Source organism: Thauera sp., from assembly GCF_047601425.1.
Taxonomy (GTDB): domain Bacteria; phylum Pseudomonadota; class Gammaproteobacteria; order Burkholderiales; family Rhodocyclaceae; genus Thauera.
In genome coordinates this window covers 180,229-195,633 of record NZ_JASGJL010000001.1, presented here as the reverse complement: position 1 = coordinate 195,633, position 15,405 = coordinate 180,229, and the positions used below count along the sequence as shown (strand labels likewise).

The following is a 15,405-nucleotide window of genomic DNA, read 5'->3' as shown; positions in this document are numbered from 1 at the left end:
GACGGCTGCGGCATCTGTCGCTGGGCCACTCGTTCGGCCGCGCATTCAGCCGCGCATCAGCCGAGGTCGGCGAGGATCATGTCGGCGCCCTGGGCGCGCAGATCCTCGGCCAGCGCCCGGCCCAGCGCCTCGGCTTCGGCCGGCGAACCGTCGCGCTCGGCACGCACGATTTCGCTGCCATCGGGTCGGGCCACGAAGCCGCGCAGCCAGACCTTGCCTTCGCGCATCAGCGCGTAGGCGCCGAGCGGCACTTCGCAGCTGCCGGCCAGCGCGCGGGCCACGGCGCGCTCGGCGCGCACGCAGGCCGAGGTGTCGGCGTCGACCAGCGGCTGCAGCCAGCCGATCACGTCCGCGCGGGAGGCCAGGCATTCGATGCCGAGCGCACCCTGCCCGGCGGCGGGCAGCGAGACTTCGGCCGGCATCACCGAGCGGATGCGTTCGCTCAGCCCCAGGCGGGTCAGGCCGGCCGCGGCGAGGATGATCGCGTCGTACTGGCCTTCGTCGAGCTTGCGCAGGCGGGTGTCGAGATTGCCGCGCAGGCTGGTGACGCCGAGGAAGGGGTATTGGGCATGGATCTGCGATTCGCGCCGCAGCGACGAGGTGCCGACGACCGCGCCCGGCGGCATGTCGTCCAGGCTTGCATAGCGGTTGGAAACGAAGGCATCCAGCGGGACTTCGCGCTCGGTGATGCAGGGCAGCACGAACTCCTCGCCCATTTCCATCGGCACGTCCTTCATCGAATGCACGGCGATGTCGGCACGGCCGTCGAGCAGGGCGGTTTCCAGCTCCTTGACGAACAGGCCCTTGCCGCCCACCTTGGCCAGCGGCCGGTCGAGGATCTGGTCGCCGCGGGTGGTCATGCCCAGCAGTTCGACGCGACAGCCGGGATACAATCCCTCGAGGCGGGCCTTGATATGTTCGGCCTGCCACAGGGCGAGGCGGCTTTCACGGGTGGCGATGACGATGCGCTCGGGGTTCGCTTGACTCACGGTTGGGATCACTCAAGGACAGGATTCGACGATGCCGGGGAGACTCGATTTTCGCCGCGCCACAGCATCCGGCTTCGCACCGCTGGTGCATGGACTGGCCGCGATTCTAGCATGCGTGCCACTTGCGCTCCCGGCGGCGCCCGGAGGGCTGCCCGCCGCAACCGACCTGGCGCGGGACAGGACCGAGATGCGCAGTAAGCGGATGCCGATGGTGGTGCTCTACAGCCAGGCCGACTGCAGTTACTGCAACACCGCGCGGCACTACCTGGTGCCGATGTCGGCCGGCGGCCGACGAGCCTTGTTCCGCCAGATCGACATGGACACCGACGCGCCCCTGGTGGACTTCGCCGGCCAGGCTTCGACCCATCGCAAGGTGGCGGCGGCACAGGGGGTACGCTTCGCGCCGACCGTCAGGTTCTTCGACGCTGACGGCCGCGTGCTGGGCGACGACGTGGTCGGCATCGGCGTGGAAGATTTCTACGCCCAGTACATCGACAACGCGCTCGATCTTGCGCGCCGCAGCATGGGCGCTGCAGACTGACGTTTCACCGTTCTTTTTTCTTGTAGTACCGCCCAACGGCGGGCCCCTCCCCGTCCTTGGCGCGCTCCATCCCCCGCCCACTCCCCTACAAGCAGAAACGAAATGAACCAGGACAAAGACGCACCATTGCGCGATGACATCCGCCTGCTCGGCCGCCTGCTCGGCGACACCGTGCGCGACCAGCAGGGCGCCGCCGCATTCGAGCTGATCGAACGCATCCGGCAGAACTCGGTCCGCTTCCACCGCGACGACGACAGCGCCGCCCGCCGCGAGCTCGAGGACATCCTCGATGCCTTGTCGCGCGACCAGACCATCCAGGTCGTGCGCGCCTTCAGCTACTTCTCGCACCTGGCGAACATCGCCGAGGACCAGCACCACATCCGCCGCTCGCGCGCCCATCTGATCGCCGGCTCGGCACCGCGCGAAGGCAGCCTCGGCCACGCCGTCGCCAGCGTGTTGGGCAGCGGCGCCGCCGATGCCGCCGGACTGGCCGAATTCTTCGCCACCGCGCTGGTGTCGCCGGTGCTGACCGCCCACCCCACCGAGGTGCAGCGCAAGAGCATCCTGAACTGCGAGACCGTGATCGCGCGCCTGCTCGACGAGCGCGACCGCATGCAGCTCACGCCCGACGAAGCCGAGGCCCGCCTGGAGGCGCTGCGCCGCGCGGTGCTGACGCTATGGCAGACCCGCATCCTGCGCACCGCCAAGCTGTCGGTGATCGACGAAGTCACCAACGGCCTGTCCTACTTCGACACCACTTTCCTGCACGAGCTGCCGCGGATCTACGCCAGCCTGGAAGACCGGCTGGCCGCGGCGGAGCCCAGCCTGGACGGCATCGAACTGGCGGCCTTCCTGCAGGTCGGGAGCTGGATCGGCGGCGACCGCGACGGCAATCCCTTCGTCACCGCCGAGGTGCTGGACAAGGCACTGTCGATGCAGGCCACGATGGCGCTCGACCACTACCTGAACGAGCTGCACACGCTGGGTTCGCAACTGTCGATGAGCCAGACCTTCGTCGGTGCCTCGGACGCGCTGCTGGCGCTGGCCGAACGCTCGCCGGACAACTCTCCGCATCGCAGCGACGAGCCTTACCGCCTCGCCGTGTCCGGCATCTACGCCCGGCTGGCCGCCACCTACCGCACACTGCTGGGCCATGAGCCCACCCGCCATGCAGTCGCCGAAGCCACGCCGTATGCGGACGCGGCAGAGCTGGCGGACGATCTCGACATCCTCCACCGCTCGCTGCTCGCCAACGGTTCGGCTGCGCTCACCCGCGGCCGCCTGCGCCAGTTGCGCCGGGCGGTGAAGGTATTCGGCTTCCACCTGGCGCCGATCGACTTGCGCCAGAATTCCGACGTGCACGAGCGCGTCGTCGCCGAGCTGCTGGAAACCGCCTGCCCCGGCACCGCTTACAGCGCCCGCGACGAAGCCGGCCGCTGCGCGCTGCTGCTCGAGGAACTGGCCACCGCCCGCCCGCTGGCCTCGCCCCACCTGCGCTATTCGGAGGAAACCGAAGGCGAACTGGCGATCTTCCGCAGCGCCCGCCGCGCCCACCTGCGCTACGGCACGGCGGCGATCCGCAACTGCATCATCTCCAAGACCGACGACGTCTCGGATCTGCTGGAGCTGGCAGTGCTGCTGAAGGAAGCCGGCCTGCTGCGGCCGCGGGAGAAGGCGCTCGACGTCAACATCGTGCCCTTGTTCGAGACCATCGGCGATCTGGAAAATGCTGCCGGCGTCATGGACAGGCTGTTCTCGCTGCCGATCTATCGCGAACTGCTGGCCGCGCGTAGCCAGACGCAGGAAGTGATGCTGGGCTACTCGGACAGCAACAAGGACGGCGGCTTCCTGACCTCGGGCTGGGCGCTGTACAAGGCCGAAGGCGAGCTCGTCGCCGTGTTCGCCCGCCATGGCGTGCGCCTGCGCCTGTTCCACGGCCGTGGCGGCTCGGTCGGCCGCGGCGGCGGCCCGAGCTACCAGGCCATCCTGGCCCAACCCGAGGGTGCAGTGCAGGGCCAGATCCGCCTGACCGAACAGGGCGAAGTCATCGGCGCCAAGTACGGCAACCCGGAAGTCGGCCGCCGCAATCTCGAGGTGCTGGTCGCCGCCACGCTCGAAACCAGCCTGCGTCCGGCCGATGCCGAACCGACGCCGGCAGCTTTCCTCGACGCCATGCAGGCCTTGTCCGACACAGCCTTCACCGCCTATCGCGGCCTGGTCTACGACACCGAGGGCTTCGAGCGCTATTTCTGGGAATCGACCGTGATCAGCGAGATCGCCGCGCTGAACATCGGCTCGCGGCCGGCTTCGCGCAAGAAAAGCACCGCGATCGACGATCTGCGCGCGATTCCGTGGGTATTCAGTTGGGCGCAGTGCCGGGTGATGCTGCCGGGCTGGTACGGTTTCGGCAGCGCGGTGCGCGCTTTCCTCGAAAAGCATCCGGACGACGGTCTGACACTGCTGCAGCGCATGTACCGGGAGTGGTCCTTCTTCGCCACGCTGCTGTCGAACATGGACATGGTGCTGGCCAAGAGCGACCTGGCGATCGCCAGCCGCTACGCCGATCTGGTCAAGGACACCGCGCTGCGGGAGGAAATCTTCGGCCGCATCCGCGCCGAGCACCAGGCCACGGTAGACGCGCTGCTGCAGATCACCGGCCAGGACGAACTGCTCGACGGCAACCCGCTGCTGAAACGTTCGATCCGCAACCGCTTCCCTTATCTCGATCCGCTCAACCACGTGCAGGTCGAACTGCTGCGCCGCCACCGTGAGCACGGGGAAGATCCGCGCATCCGCAACGGCATCCACATCTCGATCAACGGCATCGCTGCCGGCCTGCGCAACAGCGGCTGATCAGCGTCCGAGCGCCTGCTTCACCGCCGGCCATTGCCGGCGGCTGACCGGCAGGCGCCCTTCCGGGCCTTCCAGGCCTCTCAGCAGCACCTCCCAGTGCCCTTCGCCGTCGCCTTCGCCGACACGCTCGACACCCAGCACCGCGTCGCGCGCCACCAGGCAGCTGCGGTGCACCCGCAGCAGGCGCTGGGGGAACTCCTGTTCGAGCTGCACCAGGGATTCGTCGAGCAGGTATTCGCGCTCGGTGGTGCGCGCGGTGACGTATTTGAGTTCGGCCTTCAGGTAGAGCACGTCGGCCACCGGCAGCAGCAGGATGCGGCCGCGCTCGCTGACGCTGAAATGCCGGCGCTCGTTCGGCGCCAGCCCGGCCAGAACCGGATCGGCCGGCAGTTGGCGGCTGCGCAGCTTGCCCAGCGCAAGCTCCAGCCGCTCGGCGCGCACCGGCTTGAGCAGATAATCCACCGCCGCCAGTTCGAAGGCCTCGACCGCATACTGGTCGTAGGCAGTGACGAAGATCACCGGCAGCGGCGGCGTGCAGCGGACCAGATGACGGGCCAGTTCGACGCCGTCCATCGCCGGCATGCGGATGTCGGCCAGCACCACATCCGCTTTTTCGGTTCCGAGCAGGCGAAGTGCCTCGACACCATTGGCCGCCATGCCGACCACGACATTGGGACAGCTCCGGGCGATGTCGCCGAGCAGGTCGCGCAGACGGGAACGGGCAGGCGCCTCGTCATCGACGATCAGCACACGCAACATGGCCGGCTGGCCGGCAGGAGAATTCATGCGCCCAGGCTCCTGTAGGGCAGGCGGATGCGGACGCGGTAGCGACCGCCGCTACATTCGCTGTCCAGCCCCGCCTCGAGATCGAAGAACAGCATCAGGCGTTCACGGATGTTGTCCAGCGCCATGCGATTGCCGGCGCGATGGCGGTTGACGTCGCAGACCGGATTATCGACCTCCAGCCTCAGTTCGCCGCCCCGGCGCTCGATGCGCACGACGACCTCCCCCGGCTCACTGGAAGGCTCGATGCCGTGGTAGACCGCATTTTCCAGCAGCGGCTGCAGCAGCAGCGCAGGAACGCGGGCACGCATCAACTCGGCGTGCGCGGACGTTCCCACTTCCGGTGTTTCCCAGCGCACCGCCAGGCGCTCGTCCAGGCGCAGGCGTTCGAGATCGACATAGCGCTCGCACAGCGCCACCTCGTCGCCCAGCGGAACCAGTTCGCGGTTCTCCCGCATCAGCACGCGAAACAGGTCGGCCAGTTCTTCGAGTGCCCGTTCCGCCCGCCGGGGGTCGGAACGGATCACGCCCAGTACGCCGTTCAGGCTGTTGAACAGGAAATGAGGCCGGATGCGGGCCGTCAGCGCCTGCAGCCGCGCCTCGGCCAGCGCAGGCGAATAGCGCCGGCTGCGGTAGTCGAAGTAGCCCAGGCAGATCATGGCCGCCGCCAGCGCCCAGGCAAGGCGGCGGAACAGGCTGCCGCCTTCGGTCAGCGGATAGCTGAGCGCCACCGCGAGCACCACCAGTGCCAGCAGACTGCCCAGCGCGACGCGGGATGAGCGCCGCCTGAGCCAGGACGACGCGAGATACAGCAGCAGCACGACCAGCAGCAGGGGCAGTTCCACGCGGCCGGCCATCAGCACGCCCTCGGCGAGCAGCCGCTCTCCCTCATCGACCCGTATCAGCAACGTGGCCAGCGCGAACAGGTTCACCAGCACCAGCAGGCGCAGAATGACGCCGAGATTGCGGAAATCCGGCAGTGCCGGGGCGCCGAGCGGCACGGGCTTTTGCTTTATACTTTCCATCGTTCATCGGCGCCGCGCCAGCGATCGCTCCCCAGCAAGACAAGTCCCCATGCAAGACCCGCCGAATACGCGGGCCGACATCCTCCGACACGCATTATGACAGACACCACGATGCCGGCTGCCGGCAATGGCGAACCCGCCAAGGCCTGGTCCGGCCGCTTCACCGAACCTGTTTCCGACCTCGTCAAACGCTACACCGCCTCGGTCATGTTCGACCAGCGCATGGCCCGCCAGGACATCCGCGGCTCGCTCGCCCACGCCAGGATGCTGGCGAAGCAGGGCATCATCGCCGCCGCCGACCTCGCCGACATCGAGCGCGGCATGGCACAGATCCAGGACGAGATCGAGCGCGGCGAATTCGCCTGGAACCTCGACGACGAGGACGTCCACCTCAACATCGAGAAACGCCTGACCGCGCTGGTCGGCGACGCCGGCAAGCGCCTGCACACCGGCCGCAGCCGCAACGACCAGGTCGCCACCGACATCCGCCTGTGGCTGCGCGATGCGATCGACCAGATCCTGGCGCTGATCGCCGAATTCCAGGACAGGCTGCTCGACGTCGCCGAAGCCAATGCCGACACGCCGATGCCCGGCTTCACCCACTTGCAGGTCGCCCAGCCGGTCACTTTCGGCCACCACCTGATGGCCTACTACGAGATGAGCCGACGCGACGCCGAACGCTTCGCCGACTGCCGCAAGCGCGTCAACCGGCTGCCGCTCGGCGCCGCCGCGCTGGCCGGCACCAGCTATCCGATCGACCGCGAATTCGTCGCCGCCGAACTCGGCTTCGACGAAGTCTGCTTCAACTCGCTCGACGCCGTCAGCGACCGCGACTTCGCCATCGAGTTCTGCGCCGCCGCCGCGCTGCTGATGACCCACCTGTCGCGCCTGTCGGAAGAGCTGATCCTGTGGATGAGCCCGCGCGTGGGCTTCATCGACCTCGCCGACCGCTTCTGCACCGGCAGCTCGATCATGCCGCAGAAGAAGAACCCCGACGTGCCCGAACTGGTGCGCGGCAAGACCGGCCGCGTCAATGGCAGCCTGATCGCGCTGCTGACGCTGATGAAAGGCCAGCCGCTGGCCTACAACAAGGACAACCAGGAAGACAAGGAACCGCTGTTCGATACCGCCGACACGGTCATCGACACCTTGCGCATCTACGCCGACATGGTCACCGGCATCCGGGTCAAGGCCGACGCCATGCGCGGCGCGCTGACCCAGGGTTATGCCACCGCCACCGATCTCGCCGACTACCTGGTCAAGAAAGGCCTGCCCTTCCGCGACGCCCATGAAGCCGTGGCGCTGGCGGTGCGCGCCGCCGACGTCAAGGGCTGCGACCTGCCGCAGTTCTCGCTCGACGAACTGCGCATCGCCATGGCGCACGTACCGGGCGCTGCCGAACGTCTGGGCGAGGATGTGTTCGGCGTGCTGACCGTCGAGGGGTCGCTTGCCTCTCGCAAGCACATCGGCGGCACTGCGCCGGAGCAGGTGCGGGCGGCCATTGCACACGCGCGCAAGCTGCGCGGCTGAGCGGCGTCATGGCGGTGGAGCGGATAGGCAAATACGAGATTCGCCGCCAGCTCGGCGAAGGGGCTACCAGTGTCGTCTTCCTGGCCTGGGACCCCTTCAACCAGCATGAAGTGGCGATCAAGCAACTGCGTCGCGACGTGCTAAGCGATCGCAATCGCGGACGCCTCTATCGCCAGCTGTTTCTCAATGAGTCCGCCTTCTCCGGCCGCCTGCACCACCCGCACATCGTCCGGATCCATGATGCTGCGGTAGATGACAACAATGCCTATGTCGTCATGGACTACGTGCCCGGCGGCACGCTGGAGCAACTGACCAAAGCCGGCTCGCTGGCCAGCTTCGAACGCGTCATCGAAATCGTCTTCAAGGCCACCCGCGCGCTGGACTACGCTTTCCACCAGGGCATCACCCACCGCGACATCAAGCCCGCCAACATCCTGCTGATGGCACCCGAAGGCAGCGACATCCGCATCTCAGACTTCGGCTCGGCGCTCGCCACGGCACGCGAGACCACGCAGATATCGGGCATCGGCTCACCGGCCTACATGTCGCCGCAGCAAGTGCGGGAAGTGCCGCTCGACCATCGCACCGACATCTATTCGCTCGGCGTGGTGATGTTCGAGCTGCTGACCGGCCACCTGCCCTTCGAAACCAGCAACAACTACAGCCTGCTGTACCGCATCGCGCACGACGTCGTTCCGCTGCCGTCCGAACTGCGCCCCGAAGTTCCCGAAGCGCTCGATGCCATCGTCCGCCGCGCCACCGAACGCGACGTCGATCGCCGCTACCAGAGCTGGGCCGAGTTCTCTCACGACCTCGCGCTCGCCTTCCGCAACCGCAGCGTCGAAGTCACGCGTGGTTCGATCCCCGAGGCCGAACGCTTCGAGGCCTTGCGCGCGATGCGCTTTTTCCGCGAATTCTCGGATGCCGAACTGTGGGAAGTGCTGCGCCTGTCGCAGTTCAGCCAGGTGCAGCCCGGCACGGTGATCATGAAGGAAGACGAAGGCGGCGACTCTATCTGCTTCATCATCGACGGCGAAGCTCAGGTCAAGAAACGCGGCCGCCTGCTCAACGTACTGACAGCAGGCGAATGCTTCGGTGAAATCGCCGTCTTCTCGGCCGCAGCAGGCATACGCTCGGCCTCGGTCACGGCAAGCACCACGACCAGCCTGGTCACGCTCCGCGCCCATGCGCTGCGCCGCGCCAGCGACACCTGCCGCATGCACTTCTACAAGGCCTTTCTCGAAGTACTGGCCACCCGCCTGTCGCTGGCCAGCGCCCGCATCGCCAACCTGTGACACATCCAGCCCTGCCCACGGTCGAAGCCGCAATCCGCCAGCGCGTCGGCAACCGCTTCAGCATTCGCAGTGCCCAAGCGGCCGGCACGGGCAGCAACGCCAAGATGCTCATCACGGGCGACAGCGAACGTTTTTTCGTCAAGTTCACCAGCGCCGACCGGCTGCAGATGTTCGAAGCCGAAATCGACGGCCTGCTCGCGCTCGCAGCCGCAGGCAGCTTCCGCACGCCAGCACCGATCGCCAGCGGCTGCAGCGACACACATGCATTCCTGGTCCTGGAACAGCTCGAACTGCACCCGCTGCAGTCCGCCGAAGACGGCGAGTGCTTCGCCGATGCGCTGATCGCCCTGCACCGGACCAACGGCCCGCATTTCGGCTGGCGGCGCGACAACTTCATCGGCCCTACCCCGCAACCTAACGTCTTTGCCGACAACTGGGCGCTGTTCTACACCGAATACCGCCTGCGCCCACAATTCGCCCTTGCCCGCGACAAGGGCTTCTGCGGTGAGCTCCAGAAACAGGGCGAGCGCCTGTTCGACCGCGTGCCGGCGCTTTTCCTCGATTACCGCCCGCGCGAAAGCCTGCTGCACGGCGACCTCTGGCACGGCAACGCCGCAATGCTCGCCGACGGCACACCGACGATCTACGACCCCGCCGTGCATTACGGCGACCGCGAATCCGACCTCGCCATGAGCGAACTGTTCGGTGGCTTTCCGGGCAGCTTCTATGCCCGCTACCGTGCCGGCTGGCCGCTCGACGAAGGCTACGAAACCCGCAAGCAGCTATACAGCCTGTATCACATGCTGAACCATCTGAACCTGTTCGGAAAGGGCTACCTGGGCGAAACCCTGCGTCTCGCCACGCGACTGAATGCCGCACTGTCGATGTGGCGCTGATGGCGGACATCCGCCCCTGATACCGTACGGCCAGATTGTCGAGTTTTCTTACACCGGGGATTTCCAGCTGAATCCAGGTTGAAAAAAACTCATTGGATTCAATTTATTGTGAAATTTTTCAGCACCCAGGCGTGAAATTTGCTACGTTCAAACCAGACTTGCTCTCGGGTTTTGAACCCAAGCAGATATAATTGCTCCAACACAGCCAGAAATTTGAAAGAGGCCGAACATGACACACGCCCCCCGGAACGACTCCACCGAACAGCGACGACGCCTGTTGAAGGGTGCCTTGGGCGCCTCTACCGTTGTCACGCTTGGATATGGTGCGCCGGCCGCGGCGGCATCGCATGGCTGCATTGCCGAAGTCCGGGTCGCAGGGGGAGGCTATCCGGCAATCAGCAAGCAATTCGTCCTGGGTGAGAATCCTCCGCCAATCGCTGAAAAGGGCAATTGGGCCTGGGAGGAAGTCAGGGTCCATACGTATCAAGTAGCGACCCCCACCAAAAAAGGAAGCAAGCAAGTCGATGGCTTTGTAGTCAACAATCGTGTCTATTCGACGACTTTCCCGCATGATGAGCTCTTGAACGCAACAGAAGTCCCGCTCCGGCCCGGGCGGCAGCAAGTTGCTCAGAAGAAAGGCTGGGTTCTGGTCTATTTTGACGATAACGGCGTAAGGCAAGGCACATACCCGGAATACAGACCCGGGAACGCCGCAGCAGCACCTGCGACCGCATCATGCCTCGCATCAGTCAATCCGGGTGCAGTTGCAGGTTTCAGGTTCGGCGGCTGATCTCCGATGACGGTGCTCGGCCCCAGTGCCTGGCTCGATCAATACTGCCCGTCCCTCGACGGGCAGTTTCTTTTTCTGGATCCGCTATGGTGGGACACTCACCAGCTCAATGAAGGTGCAACGCTAGTGTTGCGTGAAGCAGCCGAGGCCATTGAGAAGGGTTCCTTCGACGATTTTCAGCAAGACGTCGAGTCCGCCGGCGGCTGGCCTCCAGGCCTGGAGAAACTGGCACGCACGTTGATGATCCTGGCTGACTCCGCATCGGTGAAGGGGTGAGCGTGCCGGCATACCGTGTCCTCGACGTCGGCGCCGCGCGTATCGCCGTACATTCACCGATTGCCCGCTTCCACGCCGACCTCGACACCATTTATCCACATCAGGGGCGCGAAGATCCGGTGGCTTTCGCCGACGTGCGTGTATCCCTGCTACCCGACGCTCCCTTGCTGCGGCCATGGAAACGACAGGTATCGCTCTGGTCCGAAGCCTCGCGCCCCTTCGATCCCTATCCAAGCGACAACGCTTTGCCACTGTTCGAATGGGGCGGCAACTGGCTGCTCGCCCAGCGTCTCAACGCCTACCTGCTGCTGCATGCCGGCGTCGCCGCCCGCAATGATCGCGCGCTGATCCTGCCGGCTGCACCCGGCTCCGGCAAGAGCACGCTCACCTGCGCGCTGCATCTGGCCGGCTGGCGCTTCCTGTCGGATGAGTTCGGCGTGATCGACCCCGATTCCGGCATGGTGCTCCCGCTGATCAAGCCGGCGGCATTGAAGAACCGCTCGATCGAGGTCATCGGCTCCAACCCGCGCGCCGTCCTCGGTCCGGTGTTTCCGGGAACACGCAAAGGCGACGTCGCCCATTTCGTACCCGACCGAGACAGCCACGAAGGCCGGCACCGTCCTGCCCGTCCGCGCCTCGTCGTCTTTCCGCGCTACCAGGACGGCGCAGCACTTTCGTGTACGCCGGTTCCCCAAGCCGAGGCCGCCATGCGGCTTGGCCTGAACAGCTTCAATTACCGGGCACTGGGTCCCGTCGGCTTTCAGGCAGCAGTCCGCCTCGCCCGCGAATCTCATGCATGGGATCTGGTTCTACGGCAGCCTGGACGGCGCCATCGAAACCATCGAAACGCTGCTGGAGCGCGCACCGTGAGCATCTCGGTCAACTCCGCAACCCGGCTGCTGCTTAAAGGCATCGCAGGCCCGCTTGAATCAACGGTGTCAGACTGGGAATATGTTCTCCGCCTGGCCCGCATGAGCGGCCTGCATGGCCGGCTGGCTGCCGCCAACAAGGACAATCCCTCGCTGCCTGCCCCCATTCGCCGCCATCTGTTGTCCGCAGAGCGGATGTTCGCCTTCAACCAGCAGATGCTGAAAGGGGAGCTTGCGAGCCTGGCCGAGCTGTGCGATGGGCAATTTCCCATCGTGCTGCTGAAGGGCAGCGCCTATTTCCTGCAGGGCCATGCCTTCACCCGCGGCCGCTTCGTTTCCGACGTCGATCTGCTCGTTCCCCGCGAACACCTCCGCGGCATGGAACAGCGCCTGCGGTCCGCGGGCTGGAAGCCAGCCGAACTCGACCCCTACGACGAACGCTACTATCGTGACTGGAGCCACGAAACACCGCCGATGCGCTTTCCAGGGCACTTCCTGGAAGTGGATCTGCATCACGCGATCACGCCGGTCACCGCACGCCTGCGCTTTGACCCCGCTCCCCTGTTCGAAGCCAGCGAGGCGCTGCCGGGCTCTCCTTTCCGCGTCCTGTCGATCGAGGACCAGATACTGCACGCTTGCCTGCATTGCTTCCAGGATGGAGACATGTCGCTCAGGGTGCGTGAGGTCGTCGATATCGACGGTCTGCTGAGGAACGCAGCCGGCCAGCAGGAATTTGCCGAACGTCTGCTTGATCGGGCAAGACAGCTCGGCCTGCAGCGCCCGCTATGGTACGGCCTGTACTTCGCCCATGCGTGGATGGGCACGCCCCGGGCGCAGGAGATGCTGGCACGGCTCCAGGCTCCTCCAGCCCTGTTCGGCGCAGCGATGAAGCGCCTGGTGCCGCTGGCCATGCTGCCATCCGACCCGGATTTTCCGCCGTTGACCGGGGTCAATCTGGCCCGGCTCGCCATGCTGACCCGCTACCACCTGCAGCGAATGCCGCTGCGCATGCTGCTGCCTCATCTGGCGCGAAAAGCCGGATTGCGCATGCGCAGCCGTTTCACAGGCCAGACGCCCGCGCAAAATGCATGAAGCCAGCCCATGGGCTGGCTTCATCGATGCTTCGCCGGCCCGCCGCCCACCCTGGAAGTACCGGGCCTGCGACGAGTCTTTGGCGGTTTTCAGTCTGCGCCGCCAACCCCTGTATCCTTCAGCATCTGCTGCAACTCGCCGTTCTGGTACATCTCGCGCATGATGTCGCTGCCGCCAATGAATTCCCCCTTGATGTAGAGCTGCGGAATGGTCGGCCAGTTGGAGAATTCCTTGATGCCCTGGCGGATCTCGTCATCTGCCAGCACATTGACCGCCAGCACTTCCTTCACGCCACAGGCCTTCAGGATCTGCACTGCAGCCGAGGAGAAACCGCACTGCGGAAACTGCGGCGAACCCTTCATGTAAAGAACCACATCGTTGCTGGTGACCTGGTCGCGAATGACGTCGTGAATGCTCATGATTGGGGCCATCAAAAGTTGAGTTTAATAGTCGGGTAATTTTAAGATGGGCGATGTGCAGCGTCAATGCACCCACAATGGGCATGCCGCAACTCAGCCACGTCCCAGCCATCGGCCGCCCGAGACTCGTTCGATACCGGCGAGATCCTTCCACGAAGCGATTTCCGTGAAGCCGGCATCCGCCAGCAAGCTGCGCACGGCGGCGGCCTGATCATAGCCATGCTCGAGGAACAGCCGACCGCCGTCTGCCAGGCGAGCGGGCGCCTGCATGACGATTTCCTGCAGGTCGTCGAGCCCGGCCGGCCCCGCAGCCAATGCGCACGGAGGCTCGAAGCGCACGTCGCCCTGGCCCAGATGCGGATCACCCACAGCGATGTAGGGCGGATTGGCGACAATGAGATCGAAGCGCTCTTCACCCAGGGAAACGAACCAGTCGCTCTGGACGAAGGACACGCTGGCACCGAGGCGCGCAGCATTGGCCATCGCCACCCACAGTGCTTCGCGCGAGCGGTCGATCGCGCTGACATCCGCTTCGTCGAATTCCAGCGCCAGCGTGATTGCCAAGGCCCCGCTGCCGGTGCCCATGTCCAGCACACGAGCAGCCCTTCGGTCGGAAAAATATGCGAGTGCCAATTCGACCAGCAATTCGGTATCCGGGCGAGGGATCAACACCGCGGGCGTGACCATGAACTCGCGGCCGAAGAATTCGCGCGTGCCGACGAGATAGGCGACCGGTTCGCCGACCGCACGGCGCTCGACCAGTGCGCGGTACGCCGCCCAGTCCTCTCGATCCAGCCTCTGCTCCGGCCAGGCCACCAAGTGCGCGGCCGGGCACTGCAGTACGTGGCGCAGCAACACGCGAGCGTCCATCAGATCGATATGCGTCCTCGCCCACGCCAGGGCGCCGGCGATATCGGTGGAACCGGGGGTGGAGCCCCGCGCGCTTTCCACCATCATTCGTCTGCCAAAGCGGCCAGCAATTCGGCCTGATGCTCGAGCGTCAACGCATCGACCAGTTCGTCGAGTTCTCCCTGCATGACCGCCTCCAGCTTGTACAGCGTGAGGTTGATTCGATGGTCCGTCACCCTGCCCTGCGGGAAGTTGTAGGTACGGATGCGCTCGGAGCGGTCGCCGCTGCCGATCAGGCTCTTGCGCTGCGCAGCCTCCGCACTTTGCTGCGCGCGGACTCTCGCGTCGTAGAGCCGCGCCGCCAGCACCGACATCGCCTGGGCCTTGTTGCGGTGCTGGGAACGGTCGTCCTGGCATTCGACGACGATGCCGGTCGGAATGTGCGTGATGCGGACGGCGGAGTCGGTCTTGTTGATGTGCTGCCCGCCCGCCCCGGAAGCCCGGAACGTATCGACGCGCAGATCGGCCGGATTGATGTCGATCGCCTCCACCTCGCCCGCTTCGGGCAGCACGGCCACGGTGCAAGCCGAGGTATGGATCCGTCCCTGGGTCTCGGTCACCGGCACGCGCTGCACACGATGGCCGCCGGACTCGAACTTCAGTTTCGAGAACGCGCCGTTGCCGACGATGCGGGCGATCACTTCCTTGTAGCCGCCCAGATCGGATTCGCTCGCCGATACGATCTCGACCTTCCAGCGCTGGCGCTCGGCATAACGCGAATACATTCGCAGCAGGTCGCCAGCGAACAGCGCAGCCTCGTCGCCGCCGGTACCGGCACGGATCTCGAGGAAGAGGTTGCGTTCGTCATTAGGGTCTTGCGGCAGCAGGGCTCGTTGCAGCCCGTCTTCAAGTTCGGCGATGCGCGCTTCGCTCGCTTCGAGCTCCAGTTCTCCCAACTCGCGCATTTCGGGATCGGCCAGCAGTTCGCGCGCAGTGCCCCGGTCCGCCTCGGCCTGCACATAGGACGCATACAGGGCGACCACCGGCTCGATCTCGGCACGCTCCCGCGACAGGCCGCGAAAGGCGTTCATGTCGCGCGCCGCATCCTCAGCCGCAAGCGCACGGTCCAATTCCTGCAGGCGCGCAGCAAGATGTTCGAGTTTGTCGCGGATGCTCTGTTTCATGGCTGAATGAGGGC

Annotated in this window: 14 protein-coding genes; 8 read left to right on the top strand and 6 right to left on the bottom strand. The window is 65.6% G+C overall.

Translation table 11 applies throughout. The features are described 5' to 3' along the window. Positions 1 to 56 precede the first annotated feature (56 nt). Entirely contained in the window at positions 57 to 989 is a 933-nt protein-coding gene (gene hemC, locus QM748_RS00970; RefSeq protein WP_415245222.1) for a hydroxymethylbilane synthase, read from the bottom strand. Positions 990 to 1,176: 187 nt separating this feature from the next. Between hemC and QM748_RS00965 the strand changes: the two genes are divergently transcribed. Both QM748_RS00965 and ppc read left to right on the top strand, forming a co-directional pair. Then, complete coding sequence (locus tag QM748_RS00965) at positions 1,177 to 1,530, top strand: hypothetical protein (RefSeq protein WP_415245221.1); 354 nt, start codon at positions 1,177 to 1,179, stop codon at positions 1,528 to 1,530. Between the two features lie 102 nt (positions 1,531 to 1,632). Further along, the gene (gene ppc, locus QM748_RS00960) at positions 1,633 to 4,383 is read left to right on the top strand and encodes a phosphoenolpyruvate carboxylase (protein ID WP_415245220.1); all 2,751 of its coding nucleotides are present in this window, start codon (positions 1,633 to 1,635) and stop codon (positions 4,381 to 4,383) included. On the opposite strand, the gene QM748_RS00955 is transcribed toward ppc, so the two are convergent. Then, the gene (locus QM748_RS00955) at positions 4,384 to 5,169 is read right to left on the bottom strand and encodes a LytR/AlgR family response regulator transcription factor (RefSeq protein ID WP_415245219.1); all 786 of its coding nucleotides are present in this window, start codon (positions 5,167 to 5,169) and stop codon (positions 4,384 to 4,386) included. Continuing rightward, the gene (locus QM748_RS00950; RefSeq protein WP_415245218.1) at positions 5,166 to 6,191 is read right to left on the bottom strand and encodes a sensor histidine kinase; all 1,026 of its coding nucleotides are present in this window, start codon (positions 6,189 to 6,191) and stop codon (positions 5,166 to 5,168) included. Before QM748_RS00950 ends, QM748_RS00955 begins: the two co-directional genes overlap by 4 nt. Positions 6,192 to 6,287: 96 nt before the next feature. On the opposite strand from QM748_RS00950, the gene argH reads away from it, so the two are divergent. From argH to QM748_RS00920, 6 genes are all read left to right on the top strand, one after another. After that, positions 6,288 to 7,721, top strand: a complete 1,434-nt coding sequence (gene argH / locus QM748_RS00945; RefSeq protein ID WP_415245217.1) for an argininosuccinate lyase — start codon at positions 6,288 to 6,290, stop codon at positions 7,719 to 7,721. An 8-nt stretch (positions 7,722 to 7,729) separates the two neighbouring features. Further along, complete coding sequence (locus QM748_RS00940) at positions 7,730 to 9,016, top strand: protein kinase domain-containing protein (RefSeq protein WP_415245216.1); 1,287 nt, start codon at positions 7,730 to 7,732, stop codon at positions 9,014 to 9,016. Then, positions 9,013 to 9,912: a fructosamine kinase family protein gene (locus QM748_RS00935; protein WP_415245215.1), complete on the top strand. Its 900-nt coding sequence runs from the start codon at positions 9,013 to 9,015 to the stop codon at positions 9,910 to 9,912. Before QM748_RS00940 ends, QM748_RS00935 begins: the two co-directional genes overlap by 4 nt. A gap of 229 nt (positions 9,913 to 10,141) precedes the next feature. Next, positions 10,142 to 10,702, top strand: a complete 561-nt coding sequence (locus QM748_RS00930) for a hypothetical protein (protein WP_415245214.1) — start codon at positions 10,142 to 10,144, stop codon at positions 10,700 to 10,702. A 6-nt stretch (positions 10,703 to 10,708) separates the two neighbouring features. Then, on the top strand, positions 10,709 to 10,978 hold the full coding sequence (locus tag QM748_RS00925) for a hypothetical protein (protein WP_415245213.1): 270 nt from the start codon (positions 10,709 to 10,711) through the stop codon (positions 10,976 to 10,978). Next, positions 10,975 to 12,939, top strand: a complete 1,965-nt coding sequence (locus tag QM748_RS00920) for an HprK-related kinase A (RefSeq protein WP_415245212.1) — start codon at positions 10,975 to 10,977, stop codon at positions 12,937 to 12,939. Before QM748_RS00925 ends, QM748_RS00920 begins: the two co-directional genes overlap by 4 nt. Before the next feature lie 89 nt (positions 12,940 to 13,028). Here QM748_RS00920 and grxD read toward each other — a convergent pair whose 3' ends face one another. The 3 genes from grxD to prfA all read right to left on the bottom strand — a co-directional run bounded on the left by grxD (position 13,029) and on the right by prfA (position 15,391). Next, positions 13,029 to 13,358 carry a Grx4 family monothiol glutaredoxin gene (gene grxD, locus QM748_RS00915; protein ID WP_415245211.1) on the bottom strand — a complete coding sequence of 110 codons (330 nt, stop codon included), beginning with the start codon at positions 13,356 to 13,358 and terminating at the stop codon, positions 13,029 to 13,031. Between the two features lie 93 nt (positions 13,359 to 13,451). After that, positions 13,452 to 14,312 carry a peptide chain release factor N(5)-glutamine methyltransferase gene (prmC, locus tag QM748_RS00910; RefSeq protein ID WP_415247989.1) on the bottom strand — a complete coding sequence of 287 codons (861 nt, stop codon included), beginning with the start codon at positions 14,310 to 14,312 and terminating at the stop codon, positions 13,452 to 13,454. Then, positions 14,312 to 15,391, bottom strand: a complete 1,080-nt coding sequence (gene prfA / locus QM748_RS00905; RefSeq protein WP_415245210.1) for a peptide chain release factor 1 — start codon at positions 15,389 to 15,391, stop codon at positions 14,312 to 14,314. Before prfA ends, prmC begins: the two co-directional genes overlap by 1 nt. Positions 15,392 to 15,405 lie beyond the last annotated feature (14 nt).